This is a genomic window from Rhodococcus aerolatus (genome assembly GCF_054783215.1).
The window spans coordinates 1-23649 of the sequence record NZ_BAAGQZ010000047.1; the positions used below are offsets into that span (position 1 = coordinate 1).

Genomic DNA, 23649 nt, shown 5'->3' on the forward strand with positions numbered 1-23649 from the left:
GTGGCCGTCTCACCTCACGACGCCACGCCCATCAGCGAAGCCGTACACCACGTCCCTGGACGCAACTCACGATGCAAGATCATCCGCGATCACGTCACGATCACACGACCCCTCGCTGGCACTCGCGAGATGCAATCCTGCAGGTCAGAACCGGAGCCGCCTGTCGGAATCGAACCGACGACCTTCTCATTACGAGACGGGTGCAGCACGTCCTGCGCCCCGGCCGGGGTCCCGTTGATGCTGGTCAGCGGGCCGCGTGGTCCGGTGAGATACGGCCGGTCCCCCGCGGTTCTAGGAATACTGTGACCACACTGCGATCACATCACCCGGCGCACGGCAGCGCGTGTAGTCGGTCGAGCAGCCGCCCCTCGGTTGTGCACCGAGGCCGACCGGAGGTCGCAGTCTCGCTGACGCTACCGACACCGCGTGGACCGGAGCGGGGGTCGCCTCACGACCGGGGCGGAGCACAGCCTGCTACGTGGTGGGTGCCCGACCCACCCACCACTGCACCGCGGTCGCAGCGCTGTCGCGGGCGCGGTCGGGGCTGTCGCCCATCCCGACGACGATCCGGGTGCACAGGGGGCGCAGGACCGTCACCAGGGGGTCGACGTGGCCGGCGAACTGGCCCGCGGCCTCGAGGGTGACGAACCCGTGCACCGCGCTCCACAGCTCCGCGGCGACGGCCGCGGGCGTGATCGGCTGCAGCCGGCCGGAGTCGACGAGTCGCCGGCACGCCCCCTCGAGCAGGGCGTAGCACTCGGCGAAGCGGTCGCTCGGGCGGGCGCGGTCGCTGGGCTGGGCCCGGTAGGTGCCCCGGGTGGAGAGGCCGAACATCAGGTCGTAGAGGTGGGCGTCGGCGACCGCGACGTCGCGGGTGCACAGGGCCATCGCGAAGAGCTGCGCCACGGGGTCGCCCACGTCGGCCGCGATGCCGGTGTAGGTGTCGCGCAGCTCGGTGAAGGCCCGTTCGACCAGAGCTGCGACCAGCTCCGGGACGCCGCCGAAGTGGTAGTAGATCGCGGTGGTCGACTCCCCCGCCTTGTCGGCGACGACCCGGGCCTTCAGCTGCGCCGGACCCTGCGTGCGCAGCACCTCCGCCGCCGCGCGGAGCACCCGCTCGCGCGTCGAGCCTGCGGCACCGTCGAGCGGGCGCGGGTCCTCCGGGGTGCCTGCCACGCGCGTCAGTGTCCTCGCCCTTCCCCCGCGATCAAACTGATGTTAGAACTTCGTTGTGCAGAACTTCGTCACACCTCAGAAGAGCGAGTCCCCAACGGCGGGTGACCACGAGCCGCGCCGCAAAGCGCTGGTGCTGCTGACGCTCTCCCTCGCGGTGTTCGTCGTCAACGTGTCCACGACGATCGTGAACATCGCCCTGCCCACGCTGGTCCGCGAGCTCGGCGCCTCCACCCGGGACCTGCTGTGGATCGTCGACGCCTTCAACCTCGCGTTCGCCGCGCTGGTGCTCGCCGCCGGCTCGCTGAGCGACCGCTTCGGCCGTCGGCCCGCGCTCCTGGCCGGGCTGACCCTCTTCGGCGTCGCCTCGCTCGTCGGCGCGTTCAGCTCCGGCCCCGGTGTCCTCATCGGCTGGCGCGCGGTGGCCGGGGTGGCGGCGGCCGTGGTCTACCCGGTGACGCTGTCGATCCTGACCAACGTGTTCACCGGGCGGGGTGAGCGGGCCCGGGCCATCGGGATCTGGGGCGCCGCCACGGGGCTGTCGGTCGCGGTGGGCCCGGTGGTCGGCGGGGCGCTCATCGAGCACTTCTGGTGGGGCTCGATCCTGCTGCTCAACGGCGGCGCCGCCGTCCTGACACTGCTGCTGGCCCTGTGGCTGGTGCCCGACTCCCGGGACCCGGAGACGCCCCCGCTCGACCTGGCGGGCCTCGCCCTGTCGACCGTGGCGCTCGGGGCGCTGGTCTACACGATCATCTCCGCCCCGGACCGGGGGTGGGCCGCGCCCGCCACGCTCGGCGGGTTCGCCCTCGCCGCCGTCGTGCTGGTGGTGTTCGTCCTGCAGGAGCGCCGCGTCGCCCACCCCATGCTCGACGTGCGGCTGTTCACCAACCTGCGGTTCACCGCCGCCAGCGGGGCCGTGACCAGCGCGTTCTTCGCGTTGTTCGGCTTCATCTTCCTCGTCACGCAGTACTTCCAGTCGGTGCGGGACTACGGGCCCCTCGAGACCGGGCTGCGCATGCTCCCCGTCGCGGTGTCCCTGGCGGTGCTCGCGCTGGTCGGGCCCAGGCTCGCCCTCGCGATCGGCTCCAAGCTCGTCGTCGCCCTCGGCCTGGGCTCGCTCACCGTCGCCTTCCTCTGGGCCTCCACCATCAGCGCGGACACCAGCTACTCCGTCGTCGTCGGGCAGATGGTCTTCCTCGGCGGCGGTCTCGGGCTGACCAGCGCCCCTGCGACCGAGGCCATCATGGGGGTGGTCGCCCCCGAGAAAGCCGGCATGGGCTCCGCGGTCAACGACGCCACCCGCGAGCTCGGCGGCACCCTCGGCGTCGCCGTCATCGGGTCCGTCGCGCTCTCGGTCTACCGGGACCGGCTCGGCACCCCGCCCGTGCCCGCCCAGCTGCTCGACCCCGCCCGCGAGTCCGTCGGCGCCGCCCGCGAGGCCGCGACCCAGGCCGCCGGCCTCGGCGACACCGCCCGGGCCGCGGGCGAGCAGGTCCTGGCCCTGGCCCGCGCCGGGTTCGTCGACGGGTTCACCACCGGCTGCACCGTCGCCGGGGTGGTCACCGCCGTCGCCGCCGTCCTCACCCTCGTCTACCTGCCCGCCCATCCGCAACGCACCGCCCACCCAGGAGACAGCTGATGGGCCGCGTGCTCGGCGTGTCGGCCCCCGGCGACCGACCATGAGCGCCACCCGCGTCGACCTCACCGGGAAGGTCGTCCTCATCACGGGTGGCACCGGGGGCATCGGCCTCGCGACCACCCGGGAGCTGCTGACCCGCGGGGCCAGCGTCGTCGTCGCCGACCTGCGCCCGGACACCCCCGACGTCGCCGCCCGACTCTCTCCCGACGCGCTCGGGGTGGTCGCCGACGTCCGCGACCGGTCGAGCCTGGACGCCGCAGTCACTGCTGCCGTTGACCGGTTCGGTCACCTCGACGTCGTCGTCGCCAACGCCGGGGTCCTCGCCCGCGCCGGCACCTTGCGCGTCACCGACCCCGCCGCCGTCGAGGCGTTGTTCGCGGTGAACGTCCAGGGCGCGGTGAACACGGTGGGTGCGGCGATGGAGCAGGTGGTGGCGAACCGGGGGCAGATCGTGCTGCTCAGCTCGGTGTACGCCTACCTCAACGGCATGGGCACCATCCCGTACGCCATGAGCAAGGCCGCCATCGAGCAGCTCGGCCGCGGCCTGCGCGTCGAGCTCGCCGCCCACGGCGTCAGCACCACCACCGTCTACTTCTCCCTCATCGAGACCGACATGATCCGCGACGGGGTGGACGCCGACCCGGGCGCGTCGGCGCTGATGGCCACCATGCCCGCACCCCTGCTCACGCGACTGCGCCCGGAGGCGGCGGCCACCGCGATCGTCGACGGACTCGAGCGGCGCGCCGCCCGGGTGATGCTGCCCCGACGCTGGCGACCCGTCTCCGCTCTGCGCGGCATCGCCGGCCCCGCCCTCGACGCCCGCCTCACCACCGACCGCCGCACCCAGCGCGCCCTCGCCGCGCTGGACGACCCCACCCGAGAGGACACCACCGTGACCACCGCGACCCACACCTGGGCCACCACCCCGACCCGCACCGTCGACGTCGGTGGGGTGCCGTTCGCCTACCGCGAGCTCGGCACCGACAACCCCGGCGTCCCGGTCGTGCTGCTGCACCACCTCACCGCCGTGCTCGACGACTGGGACCCGCGGCTGCTCGACGGCCTCGCCGCGCAGCACCACGTCATCGCCGTCGACAACCGCGGCGTCGGCTCCACCGGCGGGAAGGTGCCGTCCACGGTGGACGCGATGGGCCGCGACGTCATCGCCTTCCTCCGGGCGATGGGCCACGAGAAGGTCGACCTGCTCGGCTTCTCCCTCGGCGGCGGTGTCGCCCAGATGGTCGCCCTGCAGGCCCCGGAGCTGGTGCGGCGCCTCGTCCTGGCCGGGACCGCACCCAAGGGCGGCGGCGGGGTCAGCGCGGTCACCGGAGTGTTCGTCACGGCCTACCTCAAGGCCGCACTGACCCGGTCGGACCCCCGCAACTTCCTGTTCTTCCCCCGCACCACCGAGGGCAGGCGGGCCGCCGCGGCCTACCTGGACCGGCTCGACGAGCGCACCCACGACCTCGACGACCCGATCTCGCTGCAGGCCCGCATCAACCAGCTGCGCGCCATCCGCGCCGCCGGGCTCGCCGACCCGGACGACCTGTCGCGCATCACCGTTCCCGTGCTCGTGGCCAACGGCGACGACGACCTCATGGTCGCCAGCGCCAACTCCCACGACATGGCCCGCCGACTGCCCGACGCCAAGCTCGTGATCTACCCACGCTCCGGGCACGGCGGGATCTTCCAGCACCACGAGCAGTTCGTGCCCGAGGTCCTCACGTTCCTGGCCGACCGGTGAGCCGGCCCGCGGACTTCCTGACCATCGACGCGTTCGAACGGCCCCCGGGCGGGAACCGGCGCTGGCGCAGGCAGGCCCGCGCCGCGCTCGAGACACCACCACCCGGGCTCCGCTCGGCCACGGTCAACCACGCCAACACCGGCACCCACTCCCTGGTGCCCCGCATCCCCCCCGGGAGCGCGCTCGTCCTCGCGTGGGACAGCGCGGAGGCCGCCGCCGACGCGTGGCACGGTCCGCTGCGCGGGCTCGTCGACGGCCCGGGGCGCTTCAGCCTCGACGGCCAGGTCGCCCGCGCCCGCAGGGAGCACGACGACGACACCTGGCACGGGTGGACCCCCACCGACGAGGGCGCCGACCCGATCGACGCCGCCGACCCCGTGGCCGTGGTCGTCCACGGCGTGCTGCGCCGCCGTCACCTGCTGGGCTTCCTGCGCAACAACCTGCACGCCGCGAGCCGCGCCGCCCACCACCCCGGGCACCGCGGCAGCGTCGACGTCTCCTCCGCGCTGCCCTTCGAGCACACCTCGATCAGCCTCTGGAAGACCCTCGAGCTCGCCGAGGACTTCGCCTACGCCCCCGGCGGACACGCCCCCGTCGTGAAGCACGCCCGCCAGGCCGACACCCACCGCACCGGGGTGTTCCTCCGCGTGCGCCCCCTTGCCAGCACCGGCGGCCTCGGCGGCTGCGACACCGCCTACCCCGACCTGCCCCCGGCGAACCGGGGCTGACCAACAGCGCGGCGCGGTCACCGGCCACAGTCCGCGGGCCACCTCCGTTCCGGGTAGTACCGGGCGGCGTCGACTCAGCGGCGTCTGCTCGAGAACCCCACATCGTGCGGTCGGGTCGGTGCGGTCACGATCCAGGTGCGACCCGTGACACCCGCACCCTGACGACACCAGCGCGCACCCCACATCACCGGAGGTCCCTGCCGTGACGACGTCCACCAGCACCCCGCACTCGATGGTCAGGCTCGACATCGCGACCGGACAGCCGTTCGCGCAGCTCCTCGAGGCCTTCACCGCCGCGGTCCCACCCCTCGACCTGCCGCGCCTGGTCGAGATGGTCAGCAACGGCGGCACGTGGGACGACGTCACCGCGGCGGTGGACGCAGCCGCACCTCACGACTTCGTCATCTTCTCCAGCATCGACGGCCGGGGGATGACGCAGGCGGCGGGGGCGCGGATGTCGGGGTTCGTGGCCTTCGAGATGGGCAACCCCGTCATCGCCGAGCGCATGGCCAGGCACGACATGGACGCCATGCTGTACGCGCCGCTCCGCGTGCTGATCCGCGAAGCGTCGGACGGCACGGCCGTGCTCGTCCTGGACCAGCCCTCAACGGTGTTCGCCGGGTTGGACAACGACGACATCAACGCCGTCGGCCGCGAGCTCGACATGAAGGTCGCCAGACTGCTCGACGCCCTGGGTGTGGTGGCCCCACCGCAGCTCGGCACCTGACACCCAGAACCGGCACATCATGCTGTGACCGGGGCGCTCGGTCGAGCCGAGGGGGTCCGCTCCGGAACCCTCAGAGGCGGGGTCGGAGTCCGTCGGAGACGAGCGCGTGTAGCGGTCGCGGCGGGCGTCCTCGCGCTCGGGGGCCTGTCCGGCCACCGACCTGCCCGCCCTGGTGCGCGAGCTCGGGGTGCGCTCCGAGGCGCGCCGTGAGTCCCGGCACGACGTCGACCACGAGGGACGGTCACGTTCCGGGCCTTCGTCAAGCGCCGCCGCGCCGCGTCCCGTCGATGCCGGTTCGTCCCCGTGGGGCTCTGCAGCCCGCTGGAAGCACCGCTGCCACCAGGTACGAGCTGGTGACGACCGGCGCCGCTCGACACCACGACAACGGGCGGCCTCAACGGGAACGACGAGCCGCATTCCACTCCTTGCGACCACACCGGGGCCTCAGGGCACGAGCAGGGACGGCGGCAGAGTGCCGCCATGTGACGAAGCGGCGCATCGCTGCTGGTCAGGGCCGGAGCCGCCTGTCGGAATCGAACCGACGACCTTCTCATTACGAGTGAGATGCTCTACCGACTGAGCTAAGGCGGCGCGGCCACGGGCGAGCCCGGCGACCGGTGGGCGAGTCTAGCGGGCCGCGGGGGCCCGGCCGCCACCCCCGTGCTCACGCCTCGTCCGCCACCACCGTGGTGCCCGCCGCCGCTGCTAGCGGGGCGGCCTTGGCCAGGCACTCCCGCCACTCCGCGGCCGGGTCCGACGACACGGTGACCCCGGCGCCGACGCCGAGGGTCACCCCGTCCGGGCCGTCCGCGCGGCGGGCGACCTCGAAGGTCCGGATGGCCACGGACAGCTCGAGGCCCGCGGCGGGGCTGGAGTACCCGACGGCCCCGGTGTAGACCCCGCGCGGGTGCTCCTCGAGCCGGTCGACCAGGGCCCGGGCCGCGATCTTCGGTGCCCCGGTGACCGACCCGGGCGGGAACGTCGCCGCGAGCAGCGCCGCGTCGTCCACCCCGTCGGCCAGCTCGGCGGTGACCCGGCTGACGAGGTGCCACACCCCGACGTGCGGCTCGACCTGCAGCAGCGACGGCACCCGGACGGTCCCGGTGGCGGCGACGCGGCCCAGGTCGTGGCGCACCAGGTCGACGATCATCACGTTCTCCGCGCGCTCCTTCGCCGAGGTGCGCAGCCGCTCCACGGCCGGGTCCGGCTGCGCGCCGGGCGTTCTGGGCACCGTCCCCTTGATGGGCGCGGACTCCACGGCCCGGCCGCGGCGGCGCAGGAACAGCTCCGGGCTCAGGCTGACCACCGCGGTGCCGGGGGTGACGACGAGGGCGGCGTGCGCGGGCTCGAGGCGCTCACACAGGTCGGCGAAGAGTGCGACCACCGAGCCGGTGAGCTCGCCGCGCAGCGCGAGGCACACGTTGGCCTGGTACACCTCCCCGGCCCTGATCTGCTCGACGCACTCCTGCACGGCCGCGGTGTAGCGCGCGGCCGTGGTGGCGGCGGTCAGCGGACCGAGCCGGTAGCCGCCCGGCGCGTCCGCGCGCAGGTGCACGGCCCGGCGGACGGCGACGTCGTCGCACAGCTCGGGCAGCCACTCGTGGGTCCACCCAGCGCCGGGGCGGTGGCGCAGCACGTCCGGGTACAACCCCCACCAGCCGGGCTCGGCCGGCCCGCCGGGCTGCGGGTAGCTCAGCCAGCCGAACCACCCGCCCCCCACCCGGTCCCCGCCACCGAGCCCGACGTCACCCGGCGTCGTGGCCGTGCGCACCGGGTCGCGGGCGACGAGCATCCCCCCGCCGGCCCAGTCCCCCCGCAGCACCACCAGGCCGTCCACCGGGGCCAACCCGCGCAGCACGTCGAGCTCGGCGCCGAGCGCGACCGGCTCCGACCGGACCTCCACCTCAGCGGGTGCGGGCAGCCGTCGCGCGGGCCCGGGCGGCGGTGGCCAGCATCCCCGCGGCCAGGGACCCGCCGACGCCCTCACCGGCGCGCAGCCGCAGGTCGAGCAGCGGCTCCAGTCCCAGCTCGCGCAGCACCAGGGCGTGCGCAGCCTCCCGGCTGCGCTGCCCCGCCACGAGGTGCGCGGCGCACCCGGGCTCCAGGCGCACCGCGAGCAGCGCGGCCACCGAGGTCGCCAGGCCGTCGAGCACCACGGCGGCCCCGGCGGACGCGGCCCCCAGCACCACCCCGGTCAACAGCGCCAGCTCGGCGCCCCCGACGGCGGCCAGCACCACCTCGGGGGACGACGCCGGACCCACCCCGGTGCGGGCGAGCGCGGCGGTGACGGCCGTGCGCTTGGCGTCGACGGTGGCGGTGTCCGACGACGCCCCGAGCCCGACGACGTCCGCCGCCGGCAGCCCGAGCAGGGCCGCGGCGAGCGCAGCGGCGACGGTGGTGTTGCCGACCCCGACCTCGCCCAGCACGACGAGCCCGCCCCCGGTGCCGGCGCCGAGCTCCCGGCCGCGGGCCAGCAGCGCGGCGACGTCGGGCGCGGTCAGCGCGTCGGCCCCCACCAGGTCACCGCGGGGCCCGGCCGGACGGGCGACGAGCGCCCCGGGGACCGCCTCGGCCACCCCCGCGTCGACGACAACCACGTCGAGCCCCGCCTCCCGGGCCGTGACGACCCCGAGGGCCTGCCCGGCCACCGCGGCCCGCAGCACCTCCGCGGTCACGCCCACCGGGTAGGCGGAGACGCCGTGGGCGGTGACGGGGTGGTCGGCCGCGGCCAGGACGAGCGTGCCGTCGGTCGGGCGCGGGTGGCCCAGGGCGAGCACCCGGTCCAGCGCCCGGTCGAGCACGCCCAACGAGCCCGGCGCGGTGAGCACCTCGTCCGCCCGGTCCCGCGCCCCCACCACGGCCGCCTGGTCCGGGGCGCGCAGCCGCGACACCGGGGCGGCCACGTCGTCGGCGGGCCACCGCTCGGCCAGCACCACGTCGGCCAGCGGCGCCCGGCGCGACCAGCCGGCCCGCTCCAGGCCGGGCGCGGGCGGGCGCTCGTCCGGCCACCCCAGGCACAGCCAGCCCAGCGTCTCCACGCCCTCGGGCAGGCCCAGCAGCCCGGCGAGGTCCTCGGGGCGGAACAGCGTCACCCAGCCGACGCCCAGGCCCTCGGCACGGGCGGCGAGCCACAGGTTCTGGATCGCGCAGGCGCAGGACCACAGGTCGGCGTCGGGGAACGTCGCCCGGCCCAGCACCCCGGCAGCGGGGGCGCGGCGGTCGCAGCACACCACCACCCCCAGCGGGGCCTCGCGGATGCCCTCGAGCTGCAAGTCCAGCAGCCGCCGCGCCGACTCCGGGTCGAGCCCCTCGGCCTGGGCGAGGCGCTCCCGGTCGGCCAGCAGCGCGGCCCGCTCCCGGGTGGCGGGCTCGGCGACGACGACGAAGCGCCACGGCTGGGAGTGCCCCACCGACGGGGCGGTGTGGGCGGCGGTGAGCACCCGGGTGAGCACCTCGTCGGGCACCGGGTCGGGCCGGTAGCGGCGCACGTCGCGGCGGGCGGCGAGCACGCCGTGCAGCGCGTCGCGGGCCTCGGCGGGGAAGGCCCAGGCAGCCGGGTCGTCGGCGCGCTCGCGGGCGGAGGTGGGGTCGCCGACCAGGGGGACCGGCCTGGCCCAGGTGCTGCTCACGACGTCGTCCTCCTCCCGCTGCCGGCCCCCACCCCACCACGCGCCGCACCGACCCCGGCGCCCAGGACCCACCGGGTCCGGGCCCGCAGGCTCCGACATCAGGTGGATCCTCCTGAATTCGTCGCTTGCTGCGAGCACCACCGGGCCGGGGCGCTGCCGACCGGCAGCCCGCGGCTACCGTGGTCCCACCATGACGACGACCCCCGCGACGACCCCGCGGTACGACTACGAGCACGACGGGGCCGAGATCTACCGCCGCTCCTTCGCGACGATCCGCGCCGAGGCCGACCTCGGCGCCTTCGCGCCCGCGCTGAGCCAGGTCGTCGTCCGCATGATCCACGCCTGCGGCATGACCGACCTCCCCGCGGACGTCGAGGCCTCCGACGGCGTCGTCGAGCGGGCCCGGGCCGCGCTGCAGGCCGGCGCCCCGATCCTCTGCGACGCCCACATGGTGGCCAGCGGCATCACCCGCGCCCGGCTCCCCGCAGACAACGAGGTCGTCTGCACGCTGACCGACCCGGGCGTCCGCGCACTGGCGGCCACCCTGTCCACCACCCGCTCCGCGGCCGCGGTCGACCTGTGGGCCGACCGGATGGGCGGCGCCGTGGTCGCCATCGGCAACGCCCCCACCGCCCTGTTCCGGCTGCTCGAGCTGCTCGACGCCGGCGCCCCCCGCCCGGCCGCGATCCTGGGCCTCGCCGTCGGCTTCATCGGGGCCGCGGAGTCGAAGGTCGCGCTGGCGAGCAGCGGGCAGGACTTCCTCGTCGTGCACGGCCGCCGCGGCGGCAGCGCCATGGCCGTGGCGGCCGTCAACGCCGTCGCCTCGACCCGGGAGTAGGCGTGGCAGGCACCCTGTACGGCGTCGGGCTCGGCCCCGGCGACCCCGAGCTGGTCACCGTCAAGGCGGCCCGGCTCGTCGCGGCGGCGGACGTCGTGGCCTACCACTGCGCGCAGCACGGCCGCTCCATCGCGCGCACCATCGCCGAGCCGTACCTGCGCGCGGGCCAGCTCGAGGAGTGCCTGACCTACCCGGTGACGACGGAGACGGCCACCCACCCCGGCGGGTACACCGGCGCGATCGAGGAGTTCTACACCGAGGCCGCGGAGCGCCTGGCCACCCACCTCGAGGCCGGCCGCGACGTGGTGCTGCTCGCGGAGGGCGACCCGCTCTTCTACAGCTCCTACATGCACATGCACAAGCGCCTGGCCGGCCGGTTCGCCACCGAGGTGGTGCCCGGGGTCACCTCCCCCAGCGCCGCCAGCGCGGCCGCCGGCACCCCGCTGGTGCAGCACGAGGACGTGCTCACCGTGCTGCCCGGTGGCCTGGACGCCGACACCATGGCCCGGCACCTCGCCGACGCCGACGCCGCGGTGGTCATGAAGATCGCGCGCCGCTTCGGCACCGTCCGCGACGCCCTGAAGCAGTCGGGCCGGGTCGACGACGCGCTGTTCGTGGAGCGCGCCTCGACGGGGGTGGAGACCGTGCGCCCGGTGACCGACGTCGACGGCGACACCGTGCCCTACATGTCGCTGGTGCTCGTCCCCGGCCGCACCGCCGCGGCCCCGGTCGTGCCCGACGAGCCGGGTCCTGGCGAGGTCGTCGTCGTCGGCCTGGGCCCCGGCGGGCCCGAGTGGCTCACCCCGGAGGCCCGCGCCGAGCTGGCCGCGGCCGAGCACCTCGTCGGCTACGTCACCTACGTCGACCGGGTGCCCGTGCGGGCCGGGCAGCAGCGCCACGCCAGCGACAACCGGGTGGAGGCCGAGCGGGCCGCGTTCGCGCTCGACCTGGCCCGCCGCGGGCACCGGGTCGCGGTGGTGTCCTCCGGTGACCCGGGGGTGTTCGCCATGGCGGCGGCAGTGCTCGAGGTGGCCCAGGGGGACGGCACCGGGGCCACCGACGTGCCCGTGCGGGTCGTCCCCGGGCTCACCGCCGCGCAGGCCGTGGCCAGCCGGGTCGGCGCCCCGCTGGGCCACGACTTCGCCACGATCTCGCTGTCCGACCAGCTCAAGCCGTGGTCGGTCATCCGGGAGCGGCTCGACGCCATCGGCCGCGCCGACCTGGTGGTGGCGATCTACAACCCCGCGTCCCGCACCCGCCGCGAGCAGGTCGCCGAGGCACGCGACCTGATGCTCACCCACCGCTCGCCGGACACCCCGGTCGTCGTCGGCCGGGCCGTCGGCTCCGACGTGGAGCGCGTCGCCGTGGTGCGGCTGGCCGACCTCGACCCGGCCGACGTCGACATGCGCACCATGCTCATCATCGGCTCCACCCAGACCCGCGCCGTGGTGGCGCCCGACGGCACCACGACGGTGTGGACGCCGCGCAGCTACCCGGCCGACGGCCAGGGCTGACGGCGCGGCCATGACCGGCGCGGCGCTGCGCACGGGGTGGACGACCGGCGCCTGCGCCACCGCCGCCACCACCGCGGCGTGGACGGCCCTGCTGACGGGGGAGTTCCCCGACCCGGTGACCATCACGCTGCCCCGCGGCCAGACCCCGGCGTTCGCGCTGACCGACGAGGAGCTCGGGGACCGCTCGGCGCTGGCCGCGGTGACCAAGGACGCCGGCGACGACCCCGACGTGACCCACGGCGCGGTGGTGTGGGCCCGGGTGCGGCGCGGCGAGCCCGGCAGCGGGGTGGTGTTCGTCGGCGGCGCCGGCGTGGGCACCGTGACCAAGCCCGGGCTGCCCCTGGCCGTGGGTGAACCCGCCATCAACCCCGTGCCGCGGTCGATGATGACCACTGCGGTGGAGCAGGTCTCGGCCGCCCACGGTGCCCCGGCCGACGCCGTGGTCGAGGTCGGGGTGCGGGGCGGGGAGGAGATCGCCGGGCGCACCTGGAACCCGCGGCTGGGGATCCTGGGTGGACTGTCCATCCTGGGCACCACCGGGGTCGTCATCCCCTACTCGTGCTCGGCGTGGATCGACTCCATCCGCCGCGGGGTCGACGTCGCCCGCGCGGGGGGCCGCACCCACGTCGCCGGGTGCACCGGGTCCACCTCGGAGGACACCGTCCGCCGGCTGCACGGCCTGCCGCTCGACGCGATGCTCGACATGGGCGACTTCGTCGGCGCGGTGCTCAAGTACGTCCGCGGCCACCCCGTCCCCCGGCTCACCGTGGGCGGCGGCATCGGCAAGCTGGCCAAGCTCGCCGACGGCCACCTCGACCTGCACTCCGCCCGCTCCCACGTCGACCTCGACCTGCTGGCCCGGCTGGCGGGCACCGTGGGGGCGGACGAGGCGCTGGCCCAGCGCATCCGGTCCGGCAACTCCGCGCTCGACGCGCTGCAGGTGTGCACGGCCGCCGGGGTTCCGCTGGGCGACGCGGTGGCGGCGCGGTCCCGCGAGCAGGCGCTGCGGGTGCTCGACGGGGCGCCCGTGGCCGTGGACGTCGTCGTCATCGACCGGGCGGGGACGGTCGTGGGCCGGGCCGGGTGAGCCGCCCCGGCGGACCGGGGGAGCATGGGCGGATGACCGACACCCCCGGTGCGCCGCACGACGTCCACGACGGGTACGTCCACGTGCGCGGGGCGGACGAGCACAACCTGCGCCACGTCGACGTCGACCTGCCCCGCGACGCGATGGTCGCCTTCACCGGGGTCTCCGGCTCGGGCAAGTCGTCCCTGGCTTTCGGCACCCTCTACGCCGAGGCGCAGCGCCGCTACTTCGAGTCCGTCGCCCCCTACGCGCGCCGGCTGCTGGCGCAGGTCGGGGCACCGCACGTCGAGGAGATCACCGGCCTGCCACCGGCGGTGGCACTGCAGCAGCGCCGCGGAGCCCCCAGCTCGCGCTCCAGCGTCGGCACCATCACCACCCTGTCGAACCTGCTGCGGATCCTCTACTCCCGCGCCGGGACCTACCCCGACGGTACCGGGCACCTCGCGGCGGAGGCGTTCTCCCCCAACACCGTCGCCGGCGCGTGCCCGGAGTGCCACGGCCTGGGGGTGACCCACGACGTGGCGGCCGACCTCATGGTCCCCGACCCGTCGCGCAGCATCCGCGACGGGGCGATCGCCGCCTGGCCGGGGGCGTGGCAGGGCAAGAACCTGCTGCGCGTGGCCAGCCACCTCGGCATCGACGTCGACGCCCCCTGGCACGCGCTGCCCGAGCGCGACCGGGAGTGGCTGCTGTTCACCGACGAGCAGCCCAAGGTCACCATCCACCGCCGCGGCGAGCCCAACGACACCACCGGACGGGACTACCAGGGCACGTTCTGGGGGGCGCGGAAGTACGTGCGCCACATCCTGTCCGACTCGCAGAGCCAGACGCAGCGCGACAAGTTCCTGCGCTTCGTCCGCAGCGCGCCGTGCCGGCGCTGCGGGGGCAGCGGGCTCACCCTCGAGGCCCTGGCCGTCACGTTCGCGGGACGCTCCATCGCCGAGGTCGGCGCGACCCCGCTCGTCGACCTGGCCCCGCTGCTGCGCGACACCCTGGACCGCGGCGCCGGCAGCGAGGCCGCCACCCGCATCGTCACCGACCTGCTGGCCCGCGTCGTGGTGCTGCTCGACCTCGGCCTGGGGTACCTGTCGCTGGCCCGCAGCTCGACCACGCTGTCCCCCGGGGAGGCGCAGCGATTGCGGATCGCCACGCAGCTGCGCTCCGGGCTGTTCGGCGTGGTCTACGTGCTCGACGAGCCGTCGGCCGGCCTGCACCCGGCGGACGCCGAGCCGCTGCTCGAGGTGCTGGAGACGCTCAAGGCCGCGGGCAACACCCTGTTCGTCGTCGAGCACGACCTCGACGTGGTGCGCCGGGCCGACTGGGTCGTCGACATCGGGCCCGCGGCCGGGGACGGCGGCGGCCGGGTGCTGTACTCCGGGCCCGTCGCCGGCCTGCAGGCGGTCACCGCGTCCCCCACCAGCGCGCACCTGTTCGGCCGGGTGCCGCGGCCGGAGCGCGCACCGCGCACCCCGTCGGGCCGGCTGGTGCTGCGCGGGGTGCGCCGGCACAACCTCGACGGCGTCACCCTCGACCTGCCGCTGGGGGTGCTCACCGCCGTCACCGGCGTCTCCGGGTCCGGCAAGTCGACCCTGGTCACCCAGGTGCTGGCCGAGGTCGTCCGCCGCCACCTCGGCCAGGCCCGCGACGCCGACGACGAGGACACCGAGGAGATCCACGTCGACGTCGCCGAGGTGAGCGGGCTCGACGCGGTCGACCGGCTCGTCGTCGTCGACCAGCGGCCCATCGGGCGCACCCCCCGCTCCACCCTGGCCACCTACACCGGTCTGTTCGACGCCGTGCGGAAGGTCTTCGCCGCCACCGACGAGGCCCGTCGCCGCGGGTACACCGCGGGCCGGTTCTCGTTCAACGTCGCCGACGGCCGCTGCCCCACCTGCCAGGGCGAGGGGTTCGTCAGCGTCGAGCTGCTGTTCCTGCCCAGCACGTACGCGCCGTGCCCGGACTGCCACGGGGCCCGGTACAACCCGGAGACCCTGGAGATCACCGTCGCGGGCCGGACCGTCGCCGAGGTGCTCGACCTGACCGTCGACGCGGCCGCCGACGTGCTCGCGGGGGTGCCGGCGGCCGCCCGTGGTCTCGCGGCGCTGCGCGAGGTCGGGCTGGGCTACCTGCGCCTCGGCCAGCCCGCCACCGAGCTCAGCGGCGGTGAGGCGCAACGGATCAAGCTGGCCACCGAGCTGCAGCGGGCGCGGCGCGGGCACACCCTGTACCTGCTCGACGAGCCGACCTCGGGCCTGCACCCCGCCGACACGCGGCTGCTGCTGGCCCAGCTGCACCGGCTCGTCGACGGGGGCAGCACGGTGGTGCTCGTGGAGCACGACCTCGACACGATCGCGGTCGCGGACTGGGTCGTCGACCTCGGGCCCGGGGGTGGTGACGCGGGCGGCCGCGTCGTCACCGCCGGGACGCCCGCCGACGTCGCCGCGGCCGGGGTCGGGGCCACCGCGCCCTACCTGGCCCGGCACCTGGCCCGCTGACGGCGATCGGGCAGCACCCGTGGCCGTGGTGACCACCGGTGCTGCCCGATCAGCAGCAGGTGAGGATCAGTCCTCGGCCGCACCCTCGCTGTCGAAGAGGCCCTCGACCGAGAGGTAGCGCTCCCCGGTGTCGTAGCAGTAGGTCAGCACGGTCGCACCGTCGGGCAGGTCGGCGATCTTCTGCGCGACCGCGGCGAGCGAGGCGCCCGACGACGGGCCGACGAAGATGCCCTCGGTGCGGGCGGCGCGGACGGCGAAGCCGAAGGCGTCCTCCTCGCTGACCTGGATGGTGCCGTCGAGGGTGTCGCGGTGCAGGTTGCCGGGCAGGAAGCCGGCGCCGATGCCCTGCAGCTTGTGCGGGGACGGGTCGCCGCCGCTGATGACCGGGGACTTGGCCGGCTCGACGGCGAAGGTCTGCAGCTGCGGGAACTTCTCCTTCAGCGCCTCGCTGACGCCGGTGATGTGGCCGCCGGTGCCGACGCCGGTGATGAGCACGTCGACGCCGTCGGGGAAGTCGGCCAGGATCTCCTGCGCGGAGGTGCGCTTGTGCACCTCGACGTTGGCGGGGTTCTCGAACTGCTGCGGCATCCAGGCGCCCTCGCGCTCGGCGACGAGCTGCTCGGCCTTGGCGATCGCGCCCTTCATGCCCTCGGCGCGGGGGGTGAGCACGAAGCGGGCGCCGTAGGCGGCCATGACGCGGCGGCGCTCGACCGACATCGACTCCGGCATGACCAGCGTGATCGGGTAGCCCTTCACCGCGGCCACCATGGCCAGGCCGATGCCGGTGTTGCCCGAGGTCGGCTCGACGATCTGCCCGCCCGGCTTCAGCGTCCCGCTGGCCTCGGCGTCCTCGATCATGGCCAGACCGATGCGGTCCTTGATGGAGCCACCGGGGTTGGCGCGCTCCAGCTTCATCCACACGTCCACGCGGTCGCCGAAGAGCCGGCTCAGCTTCACGTGCGGGGTGTTGCCGATGACGTCGAGGATGCTGTCGGCCTTCACGGGACCTCCTGGGGTCGGGTTGCGTCGGGGCGCGGGGCGCCGCTCTCTACAGGTAGAACTCCAGACCGGGGTCGCCTTCTTCCCCGGCCGCGCCACCAGCACCCTTGGGGGTGCGGCGGCGGTCGATCCCGGCGCTGGTGGCGACGGACGAGCCGGCCGGGACGCTGTGGGTGAGCCACACGTTGCCGCCGATGCGGCTGCGGGCGCCGATGACGGTGTCGCCGCCCAGGATGGTGGCTCCGGAGTAGATGACCACGTCGTCCTCGACGGTGGGGTGGCGCTTGCGCTGCATGGACTTCTGCACCACGAGCGCCCCGAGGGTGACGCCCTGGTAGAGCCGCACCCGGTCGCCGATGCGGCAGGTCTCCCCCACCACGACCCCGGTGCCGTGGTCGATGGCGAACGCGCCGCCGATGTGGGCGCCCGGGTGGATGTCGATGCCGGTGGCGCGGTGGGCGAGCTCGCCGAGCACCCGGGGCAGCAGCGGCACCCCGTCGACGTGGAGCTGGTGGGCGAGGCGGTGGACGGCGGTGGCGAAGAAGCCGGGGTAGGCCAGCACCACCTCGTCGACGCCCGACGCGGCCGGGTCGCCGTCGGCGGTGGCCTGGGCGTCGAGCAGCAGCGCGGCCCGGATGGCGGGCAGCGCGGCGAACAGGTTCGCGGCCGCGGCGCGGCGCAGCGGCCCGTCCACCCCCGGCAGGGCCAGGGCCTCGTCGAGCAGCGCCGCGAGGGTGGCGGCGTCGGCCTCCACCTCCCCGGAGCGGCAGCCCGGCTCCCGGGTGAAGTGGGGGAACAGCAGGGCCAGCGCGGCGTGGATGAGGCGCTCGGCGACGTCGGGCAGCCGCGGCGGCAGCTCGTAGGCGGCGCGGTCGGCGCAGATGGCGTCGGCGAGCCCGTCGGGCAGCCTCAGGGTCGGGGAGGTCTCGAGCGCGTTCTCCACGGCCGCGACGCTACGCGGGGCCCCGCGGGCGCGCCGTCAGCGGTGCAGCAGGCCGGCGGCGGCGAGCTCGAGGACCACGGCGGCCCCGTCGTCGCCCACCCCGGGGGCCACCAGGTGGGCGGCGGCACGCACCTCGGCGGGGGCGTCGGCCATGGCCACCGCGGTGCCGGCGCGGGCCAGCATCGACAGGTCGTTGGGCCCGTCCCCGACCGCGGCGGTGGTGGCGAGGTCGAGGCCGTGGTGCTCGGCCAGCCACCCCAGCGCGCGGCCCTTGGTCACGCCGGGAGCGGTGATGTTGACGATCCCGGCGCCCGGCAGGGCGGGGGCCGTGGACAGCTCGGCGGTGAGCCCGAGCCGCTGCGCCACGGCGACGACGGGGTCGGTCGAGCCGCCGGGGGCGACGGTGACGGTGGCCTTGACGATGCCCGCCGCGGCGGCGTCGAGCTCGGCCACCAGGCCGTCGGGCGGGCCGCTGATCTCGTCCCACAACGGCTGCGCCGACGCGCGACGGTCGGTGACCCAGAACCCGCGGCCGACGTAGAGCTCGGCGTAGAGCTCCTCGGCCAGGCACCACGCGACCAGCTCGGCGGCGGCCGCCCCCGGCAGCGGCCAGGTGGCCAGCTCGTGCTCGTCCTCGACCACGGCCGCGCCGTTGTGGACCACGTCGGGCCCGGTGTGGCCCAGCTGGGCGAGCAGCGCGGTGGTGCCGGTGGGCAGCCGGCCGGTGGCCAGGTGCAGCCCGAGGCCGGCGGCGCGGGCGGCGCGGTGCGCGGCGGCGACCCGCTCGGAGGCGACGTCGCCGCGGTCCAGGGTGGTGCCGTCGAGGTCGAGGACCACCGCGCTGGTGGCGGGGGCCGTCCACACGGCGAACCGTCCGCCGGCGACGAGCCCCTCCGGGGGGCCGCTCACCGGGCGGGGGCGGGGACCGCGCCGAGCGCGGCGACGAGCGCGTCGACGGCGATGCGCGGCTTGACGTTGAGGTCGATGGCCTCGCGGCAGTCCAGCACCGCCTCGAGGCAGCGCAGCATGGCCTCCGGGCCGCCCGCGCGGGCCAGGGCGTGGGACTCGGTGACCTTGTCCGGATGGGTGGGGGCGACGTCGGCGCGGCACGCGTGGAGCACCGCGTCGCGGTAGAAACCGGCCAGGTCGACCAGGGCGCGGTCCAGCGAGTCGCGCTGGGTGCGGGTGCGGCGGCGCTTCTGGGCCTTCTCCAGCTCGCTGAGCACCCCGGCCGAGCCCCGCAGCGCCGCCATCGCGCCCTTGCCGGTCCCGCCGGCGCCCAGGGCGGTGCGCAGCTCGTCGGTCTCCCGCTCGTCGCGGGCGTCGGAGGCCTCCTTGGCCTCGCCCTCCGCCCCGGCGACCAGGGCATCCGCGGCGGGCCACGCGGTCTCGCGGCGGGTGGCGGCCAGCGGCAGCGCGAGCACGGCCTCGCGGCGGGCGCGGGCCTCGGGGTCGCGGGCCAGCCGGCGGGCCCGGCCGACGTGCCCGCCGGAGACCGATGCGGCCCAGTCGGCCAGCTCGGGCTCAAGACCGTCCTGCTCCCGCAGCACCCCGGCCACCGCCGCCGTGGTCGGGGTGCGCAGCGCCAGGTGCCGGCAGCGCGAGCGCAGGGTGACCGAGACGTCCTCCGGGTCGGTGGTGGGGGCGCACAGCAGGAACACCGAGCGGGCCGGGGGCTCCTCGACGACCTTGAGCAGAGCGGCGGCGGCGCTCTCGGTGAGCCGGTCGGCGTCCTCGATGATGACCACCTGCCAGCGGCCGACCCCGGGGCGGCGCGAGGCCATCTGCACCACCGCGCGCATGGCGTCGACGCCGATGGTCAGCCCCTCGGGGACGATGCGGCGGACGTCGGCGTGGGTGCCGGCCATCGTGGTGCGGCAGGCGGTGCAGTGTCCGCAGCCCAGGTCGTCCGGCGTCGTGCACTCGAGGGCCGCGGCCAGGCACAGCGCGGCCACGGAGCGGCCGGAGCCGGGCGGGCCGGTGAACAGCCAGGCGTGCGTCATCGACCCCCCGGCGGCGGCCGCCCGCAGGGTCGCCACCACCTCGTCCTGACCGACCAGCCGGTCGAACACCGATGCCACGCCCGGAACCCTAGTGGGGCTCCCCGACTGTGAACGGAAGCTCGCGTCCTGGGTGCAGTTATCACACACGGACGCGGCGGGCCAGGTGCATCAGGGCGTCGGTGCCGAGCCCGGTGCCGGCCTCGACCTCGGCCGCGTCGAGGGCGCCCGCGTCGAGCCCGCGGGCCAGGAACCCGGCCATGGCCGCGGCGGTGGCGGGCTCGTCGAGCAGGCCTGACCCCGCCGCCGTGAGGTAGCTGCGCAGCCGGGTGGCGACCGCGGGCGCGCTCGCGCGGTAGAACGCGAACGTCGCGGCCCACCGCGTCGGCAGCTGCGCGGGGTGCAGGTCCCAGCCCTGGTAGAACCCGGCCTCGAGCGAGCGGGTGACCAGCCGGGCGTGCAGCGCCCACGCCGACCGCACCTGGTCGGTCGACCCCACGGGCAGCACGTTGGTCGACCCGTCGCTGACCGGGACGCCGGTGGCCGCGGCGGCGACGAGCATGACGGCCTTGGCGTGGTCGGCCACCGGGTGCTCCATCGACTGGAACGGGGCGGCCACGCCGAGCGAGGCGCTGTAGTCGTAGGTGCCGTAGTGCAGGCCCGCGCAGCGCCCGGCGGCGGCGTGGAGCATGGGCGCGACCAGGGCGCGGCCGTCCGCGCCGAGCACGGCCTGCGGGGTCTCCACCTGGATCTCGAACCGCAGCGGGGCGGCCAGGCCGTGGGCGTCCTCGAGCGCCTCGCACAGCGCCACCACGGCCTGCACCTGGGCCACGGAGGTCATCTTGGGCACGGTCACCCGGAACCCGTCGGGCAGCGGGCCGGCTTCGGCCAGGGTGCCGACGACGAGGTCGAGGCTGCGCACGCCGCGGGCCCGGGTCGCGGGCTCCAGGGACTTCACCCGCACCCCGCAGCAGTCCGGGCCGGTGCCGCCGGCGGCCATCGCAGCCAGCGCGCGGGCGGCGGCCACCGCGTCGGCGTCCTCGTCGTCCTCGGGGCGCAGGCCGTAGCCGTCCTCGAGGTCGACGCGCAGGTCCGCGACCGGGGCGGTGCGCAGCCGGGCCACCACCCGGTCGTGCTGGTCGGCGACGGCGTCGGGCAGCGGCCCGTGCTCGGCCAGTGCGGCCAGCGCCTCGGACCCCCACCGCGCGGGCAGGTCCGGGGTGACGCGGTCGGCGGGGACGTAGACGGTGTGCGCCGGGGTGCGGCCCACGGGCGGGCCGGGGTAGCGGCGCTCCCGCTCGGCGTCGTCGTCGGCGAGCCGGGCGTCGAGGTCGGCCAGCACGCGCGGCGGCAGGGCCGTCATCAGTGGAAGAAGGTGGTGCGGTCGACGGCGGCGGCCTGCGCGTCGGGCAGCAGGTCCAGCCACCGCCGGGCGTGGGCCGTGCGGGCGTCCTCGGTGACCTCGCCCTCCACCCGCAGCCGAGACAGCCCACCGTCGGGGTAGACGTCGAGGCGCACGGCCGCGACGGGGTCGGGGTGGTGGACGAGGACGCGCTGCTCGGTGTCGGGCAGCAGCGCGGTCCGCGGGAGCAGCTCGGCGCCGGTGTCGAGATCGGTCAGCCGGGCCCACCCGGGGGCGTTGCCGACGAAGCGGGAGGTGTCGACGACGACGCGGCGCACCACCCCGGGCACGCCGAGGGCGATGGTGAGCCAGTCGTTGCCGTCGTCGCGGCGCCGGGCGGTCTCCCAGCCGTCGCTCATCACGGTGGCCCGGCCGGGGGCGAGCACGTTGGCGGGCGAGGAGTAGAAGAGGTTGCTGCAGTCCAGGACCCGGCCGCCGTGCACGGTGGCGGCGAGGTCGACGCGCCCGCCGAGGTCGGCCGGGTCGGCCACCACCTCGCCGTGCACCCGCAGCCGGGCCACCCCGCCGTCGGGGTGCTGCACCAGCTGCACGTGGGTGGCCAGCCGCGGCTCCCCGGCCACGGTGAGCTCGTTGGCAGTGTCCCCGGCGACGTCGGCGCGCTCGACCACGGTGCGCCACTCGGCGCCGGCGAGGTCGGCCGCGGTGGGGTGGCCCAGCACGCAGGCCGTGCGCACCGACACCTGCGGCGGGTAGTTGCCGCGGAAGAAGGCGGTGTCGACGACGACGCCGTGCACCAGGGCGGGCGCGGCGAGCCGGACGAGCACCGCGTCGTCCCCGGGGGTGCGCCGGCGCCGGGTCTCCCAGCCGTCGTAGACCTTGCCGCGGGGGGCGAACAGCAGCGGGTCGTGCGTCGGCGGGGCCGCGGCGATGAGGGTGTGGACGTCGGCGAAGAAGTCGTCGTCCGCGGCCATCACCGCCCCGCCCAGGGCCCGGCCCGCCACGTCGGGCAGCAGCCGCCACCCCGGCGCGGTCACGCCGCACCGCCGCGGGCCACGAGCCGGCCGCGCCGCTCCCCCGCGGCCACGGGGGCACCTGCCAGCCACGTCTGCGTCACCACGCCGTGCAGGGTCTCACCCGCGTAGGCGGTGACGGGGTGGCGCTGCGCCAGTCGCGCCGGGTCGACGACGAACGTCTCCTCCGGGGCCAGCACGCAGAGGTCGGCGCGGCGGCCCACCGCGACGGCGCCGCGGTCGGGCAGGCCGAGGAACGCGGCGGGGGCGGTCGCCATCCAGCCGACCACCTCGGCCAGGCGCACCCCGCGGCGCCGCGCCTGCGTCCACACCACCGGCAGGCCCAGCTGCAGCGAGGCGATGCCACCCCAGGCGAGGTCGAAGTCGCCGACGTCGAACCGCTTCTCGGCCGGGCTGCACGGGCTGTGGTCGGACACCACGAGGTCGATCACCCCGGCGCGCAGCCCGTCCCACAGCGCGTCGCGGTCAGCCTCGCCGCGGATCGGGGGGCAGCACTTGAACTCCGTCGCCCCGTCGGGCACGGCCCCGGCGGTGAGGTGCAGGTAGTGCGGGCAGGTCTCGGCGGTGATGCGGACCCCATCGGCCTTGGCCGCGGCCAGCACGGGCAGGGTCTCGGCGGCGGAGACGTGCACCACGTGCACCCGGGCCCCGGTGCGCCGCGCGGCCGCGACGAGCCGGGTGACGGCGGCGGTCTCGGCGGCCGGGGGGCGGGAGGCGACGAAGTCGGCGAACCGGCGGCCGCGGGGTGCCGGGCCGAGGTGGGCCTCGTCCTCCGCGTGGGCGATGAGCAGGCCGTCGAACGTCGCGATCTCGGTGAGTGCGGCGGTGAGCCCGTCGTCGTCGAGCGGCGGGAACTCCTCGACCCCGCTGGGCAGCAGGAAGCACTTGAACCCGACCACCCCGGCCTCGTGCAGCGGGCGGAGGTCGGCGACGTTGCCGGGCACGGCCCCGCCCCAGCAGGCGACGTCGACGGCGAGCTTCCCGGTGGTGGCGGCGTGCTTGGCCCGCAGCGCGGCGACGTCCACCGTCGGCGGGATCGAGTTCAGCGGCATGTCGGCGATGGTGGTGACCCCGCCCGCGGCCGCGGCGGCCGTCGCGGTGGCGAAGCCCTCCCACTCGGTGCGGCCGGGCTCGTTGACGTGGACGTGGCTGTCGACCAGGCCGGGCAGCAGCACGTGGCCGGCGGGGACCTCGGTGGCGGGGACGCCGGTGTGGTCGCGCACCTCGGTGATGACGCCGTCGACGACGACCACCTCGGCGGCGCGCTCGCCCTCGGGGGTGACCACCCGGTCCGCGCGCAGCACCGTCTCGCCCACGTGATCACTCTTCCACGCGGGCCGGTCGCCCTGGCAGGGTCGGGGGATGGGGCACCCGGTGACCTTCTCCGACGACGACCCGCACCTGGCCGACGTGCGGCGCCTCGCGCTGGCGCTGCCCGAGGCGGTCGAGAAGGTGGCGTGGGGCAGGCCGACGTTCCGCGCCGGGGCGAGCGGGAAGATGTTCGCCGTCTACGAGCGCGGGCCGGTGCTGGTGGTCAAGCCCGAGCCCGCCGAGCGCGAGGCGCTGCTGGCCGACCCGCGGTTCACCTCGCCCGCGTACTGGGGGGCGTCGGGCTGGGTGGGGCTCACCCTCGCCGCGCCGGACCTCGACGAGGTCGCCGAGCTGCTGGACGCCTCGTACCGGCAGGTGGCGCTGAAGCGCCTGGTTCGCGTGCTCGACGCCGGCTGACCCCCTTCCCC

19 protein-coding genes, 1 tRNA gene and 1 pseudogene are annotated in these 23649 nt (G+C 75.9%); 10 read left to right on the forward strand and 11 right to left on the reverse strand.

What is annotated here, in order from left to right; translation table 11 throughout:
• Nucleotides 1-474: 474 nt before the first annotated feature.
• The gene (locus tag ACYVOF_RS18160) at nucleotides 475-1176 is read right to left on the reverse strand and encodes a TetR/AcrR family transcriptional regulator (RefSeq protein ID WP_460868995.1); all 702 of its coding nucleotides are present in this window, start codon (nucleotides 1174-1176) and stop codon (nucleotides 475-477) included.
• 130 nt (nucleotides 1177-1306) lie between these two features.
• Between ACYVOF_RS18160 and ACYVOF_RS18165 the strand changes: the two genes are divergently transcribed.
• The 5 genes and pseudogenes from ACYVOF_RS18165 to ACYVOF_RS18185 all read left to right on the forward strand — a co-directional run bounded on the left by ACYVOF_RS18165 (nucleotide 1307) and on the right by ACYVOF_RS18185 (nucleotide 6011).
• A complete protein-coding gene (locus ACYVOF_RS18165) occupies nucleotides 1307-2812 on the forward strand; it encodes an MFS transporter (RefSeq protein WP_460868997.1) in 1506 nt (501 codons plus the stop codon).
• Between the two features lie 40 nt (nucleotides 2813-2852).
• Nucleotides 2853-3518, forward strand: a pseudogene (locus ACYVOF_RS18170) (SDR family NAD(P)-dependent oxidoreductase); the annotation flags it as partial.
• Between the two features lie 186 nt (nucleotides 3519-3704).
• Nucleotides 3705-4556: an alpha/beta fold hydrolase gene (locus ACYVOF_RS18175; RefSeq protein WP_460869086.1), complete on the forward strand. Its 852-nt coding sequence runs from the start codon at nucleotides 3705-3707 to the stop codon at nucleotides 4554-4556.
• Nucleotides 4553-5284, forward strand: a complete 732-nt coding sequence (locus ACYVOF_RS18180; protein WP_460868999.1) for a hypothetical protein — start codon at nucleotides 4553-4555, stop codon at nucleotides 5282-5284. The genes ACYVOF_RS18175 and ACYVOF_RS18180 overlap by 4 nt, the downstream gene beginning before the upstream one ends.
• A 202-nt stretch (nucleotides 5285-5486) precedes the next feature.
• Nucleotides 5487-6011: a DUF302 domain-containing protein gene (locus tag ACYVOF_RS18185; protein WP_460869001.1), complete on the forward strand. Its 525-nt coding sequence runs from the start codon at nucleotides 5487-5489 to the stop codon at nucleotides 6009-6011.
• A 518-nt stretch (nucleotides 6012-6529) separates the two neighbouring features.
• On the opposite strand, the gene ACYVOF_RS18190 is transcribed toward ACYVOF_RS18185, so the two are convergent.
• The 3 genes from ACYVOF_RS18190 to bluB all read right to left on the reverse strand — a co-directional run bounded on the left by ACYVOF_RS18190 (nucleotide 6530) and on the right by bluB (nucleotide 9640).
• Nucleotides 6530-6602 (reverse strand) — tRNA-Thr (locus tag ACYVOF_RS18190).
• A gap of 73 nt (nucleotides 6603-6675) precedes the next feature.
• Nucleotides 6676-7914 (reverse strand): aminodeoxychorismate synthase component I, encoded by a 1239-nt coding sequence (locus tag ACYVOF_RS18195; protein WP_460869003.1) that lies wholly within the window; start codon nucleotides 7912-7914, stop codon nucleotides 6676-6678.
• A 1-nt stretch (nucleotide 7915) separates the two neighbouring features.
• Nucleotides 7916-9640: a 5,6-dimethylbenzimidazole synthase gene (gene bluB / locus ACYVOF_RS18200; RefSeq protein ID WP_460869004.1), complete on the reverse strand. Its 1725-nt coding sequence runs from the start codon at nucleotides 9638-9640 to the stop codon at nucleotides 7916-7918.
• 190 nt (nucleotides 9641-9830) lie between these two features.
• On the opposite strand from bluB, the gene ACYVOF_RS18205 reads away from it, so the two are divergent.
• The 4 genes from ACYVOF_RS18205 to ACYVOF_RS18220 are packed head-to-tail and all read left to right on the forward strand — an operon-like array spanning nucleotide 9831 to nucleotide 15574.
• Nucleotides 9831-10478, forward strand: a complete 648-nt coding sequence (locus ACYVOF_RS18205; RefSeq protein WP_460869006.1) for a precorrin-8X methylmutase — start codon at nucleotides 9831-9833, stop codon at nucleotides 10476-10478.
• Nucleotides 10479-10480: 2 nt separating this feature from the next.
• On the forward strand, nucleotides 10481-11992 hold the full coding sequence (cobJ, locus tag ACYVOF_RS18210; RefSeq protein WP_460869008.1) for a precorrin-3B C(17)-methyltransferase: 1512 nt from the start codon (nucleotides 10481-10483) through the stop codon (nucleotides 11990-11992).
• Between the two features lie 10 nt (nucleotides 11993-12002).
• Nucleotides 12003-13079 (forward strand): cobalt-precorrin-5B (C(1))-methyltransferase, encoded by a 1077-nt coding sequence (locus tag ACYVOF_RS18215; RefSeq protein WP_460869010.1) that lies wholly within the window; start codon nucleotides 12003-12005, stop codon nucleotides 13077-13079.
• Between the two features lie 32 nt (nucleotides 13080-13111).
• The gene (locus ACYVOF_RS18220; protein WP_460869012.1) at nucleotides 13112-15574 is read left to right on the forward strand and encodes an excinuclease ABC subunit UvrA; all 2463 of its coding nucleotides are present in this window, start codon (nucleotides 13112-13114) and stop codon (nucleotides 15572-15574) included.
• Between the two features lie 66 nt (nucleotides 15575-15640).
• Here the strand turns inward: ACYVOF_RS18220 and cysK are convergent, their stop codons facing one another.
• The 7 genes from cysK to allB form a co-directional block, all read right to left on the reverse strand.
• A complete protein-coding gene (gene cysK, locus ACYVOF_RS18225) occupies nucleotides 15641-16576 on the reverse strand; it encodes a cysteine synthase A (protein ID WP_460869014.1) in 936 nt (311 codons plus the stop codon).
• Between the two features lie 46 nt (nucleotides 16577-16622).
• Nucleotides 16623-17516 (reverse strand): serine O-acetyltransferase, encoded by an 894-nt coding sequence (locus ACYVOF_RS18230; protein WP_460869016.1) that lies wholly within the window; start codon nucleotides 17514-17516, stop codon nucleotides 16623-16625.
• A 36-nt stretch (nucleotides 17517-17552) separates the two neighbouring features.
• Nucleotides 17553-18425 (reverse strand): HAD family hydrolase, encoded by an 873-nt coding sequence (locus tag ACYVOF_RS18235; protein ID WP_460869018.1) that lies wholly within the window; start codon nucleotides 18423-18425, stop codon nucleotides 17553-17555.
• Nucleotides 18422-19597, reverse strand: a complete 1176-nt coding sequence (locus ACYVOF_RS18240) for a DNA polymerase III subunit delta' (RefSeq protein WP_460869020.1) — start codon at nucleotides 19595-19597, stop codon at nucleotides 18422-18424. The genes ACYVOF_RS18235 and ACYVOF_RS18240 overlap by 4 nt, the downstream gene beginning before the upstream one ends.
• A 61-nt stretch (nucleotides 19598-19658) precedes the next feature.
• Entirely contained in the window at nucleotides 19659-20879 is a 1221-nt protein-coding gene (locus ACYVOF_RS18245) for a DUF6986 family protein (RefSeq protein ID WP_460869022.1), read from the reverse strand.
• Nucleotides 20879-21913 carry an allantoicase gene (gene alc / locus ACYVOF_RS18250; protein ID WP_460869024.1) on the reverse strand — a complete coding sequence of 345 codons (1035 nt, stop codon included), beginning with the start codon at nucleotides 21911-21913 and terminating at the stop codon, nucleotides 20879-20881. Before alc ends, ACYVOF_RS18245 begins: the two co-directional genes overlap by 1 nt.
• The gene (allB, locus tag ACYVOF_RS18255; protein WP_460869026.1) at nucleotides 21910-23226 is read right to left on the reverse strand and encodes an allantoinase AllB; all 1317 of its coding nucleotides are present in this window, start codon (nucleotides 23224-23226) and stop codon (nucleotides 21910-21912) included. Before allB ends, alc begins: the two co-directional genes overlap by 4 nt.
• Nucleotides 23227-23272: 46 nt before the next feature.
• On the opposite strand from allB, the gene ACYVOF_RS18260 reads away from it, so the two are divergent.
• A complete protein-coding gene (locus ACYVOF_RS18260) occupies nucleotides 23273-23638 on the forward strand; it encodes an MmcQ/YjbR family DNA-binding protein (protein ID WP_460869028.1) in 366 nt (121 codons plus the stop codon).
• The last annotated feature ends 11 nt before the right edge of the window (nucleotides 23639-23649 follow it).